The sequence below is a fragment of the Leisingera sp. F5 genome (assembly GCF_001593695.1).
The window spans coordinates 1-1,469 of the sequence record NZ_LUKH01000915.1; the positions used below are offsets into that span (position 1 = coordinate 1).

The 1,469-nt window shown below is 59.3% G+C and carries 2 protein-coding genes; both read left to right on the top strand.

The window, feature by feature from the left end:
• A partial coding sequence (locus tag A2I95_RS37415) for a M20/M25/M40 family metallo-hydrolase (RefSeq protein WP_291737516.1) occupies positions 1-351 on the top strand: 351 nt, incomplete at its 5' end.
• 79 nt (positions 352-430) lie between these two features.
• Complete coding sequence (gene speB / locus A2I95_RS37420; RefSeq protein ID WP_291737517.1) at positions 431-1,399, top strand: agmatinase; 969 nt, start codon at positions 431-433, stop codon at positions 1,397-1,399.
• Positions 1,400-1,469 lie beyond the last annotated feature (70 nt).

Here is a 1,469-nt window from a genome sequence, read left to right on the forward strand (position 1 = left end):
ATGAAGGAGATCGTGGCGGGCCAGGCGGCGAGCTATGGTGTTGAGGCGGAGCTGGACTATGAAATTGGCTATCCGGCCACCTTCAATGATGCGGAAAAGACCACTTTTGCTGTGGAGGTCGCCAGGGAAATCGCAGGCACGGGAAATGTCGAGCCTGATGGCGGGCGCGAGATGGGGGCGGAGGATTTCGCCTATATGCTGCAGGCGCGGCCCGGATCTTATCTGTTCCTGGGCCAGGGCAGCAGTGCCGGGCTGCATCACCCCAAATATGACTTCAACGACGAGATTGCACCAGTGGGCGCGTCGTTCTTTGCCCGGCTGGTTGAGCGCGCGCAGCCGGTGGGCGGCTAACTGCAGGGCATGGATGACAAACACCTGCAGAAACGGTATTTGATCAAAAGCTGAAGCCGCAGAACAGGGACGCACCGCCATGGCACTGGAAGACGCAAAAGACATGATCGATCACGCCTTTACCCGCGAAGATCTGAAGGGGTTGAGCTTTGAGATCACCTTTGGCGGGGCGATGTCTTTTCTGCGCCGCAAATACACCAAGGATCTGACGAGTGTTGATATTGCCGTCACCGGTGTGCCGTTTGACCAGGCGGTGACCAACCGGCCCGGCACGCGGCTGGGGCCGCGGGCGATCCGCGAGGCGTCTTGCCTGCAGAGCCCGGATGAACCCTATGGCTGGCCTCATAAACCGCTGAGCACGCTGGCGATTGCCGATTATGGCGACATGGCGTTTGATCATGCCAATGTGCCGGAGTTTCCGGGCGCCTTGACGGAGCATATCCGGGGTATTTTGGCTGCGGATACAGCCTCGGTAGTGCTGGGCGGGGATCACTATATCAGTTTTCCGATCCTGAAAGCCTATGCCGAGAAATACGGACCGATTTCGCTGTTGCAATTTGATGCGCATACCGACACCTGGCCGGATGACAACATGGACCGTGTGGACCACGGAACCATGTTCTATAAGGCGGTGAAGATGGGGATCGTGGATCCGGCGACTTCGGTTCAGGTCGGGATCCGCACCACCAATGAGGATACGCTGGGCGTCAATATCATCGACGCACCCACCGTGCATGAGATCGGCCCGGTAGAAACCGCCAAGCGGATCAAGGCGGTCCTGGAGGACCGGCCAGCCTATCTGACCTTTGACATTGACTGCCTGGACCCGGCCTATGCGCCCGGCACCGGCACGCCGGTCTGGGGCGGCCTCACCTCGGCGCAGGCTTCGCGCATCCTGCGGGAGATTGCCGGCATCAATATCAAGGGTGGCGACGTGGTTGAGGTCTCTCCCCCCTTTGACACAACCGGCGCAACTGCTATTGCCGGGGCGCATGTGGCGACGGAAATTATCTGCCTTTTGGGCTGGAACATGAGAGACAATGACTGACTTCAATCAACCGATCAGCGGAAATGACCTGGCCCGGTTTTCAGGGCCGAACACCTTTATGCGGCTGCCG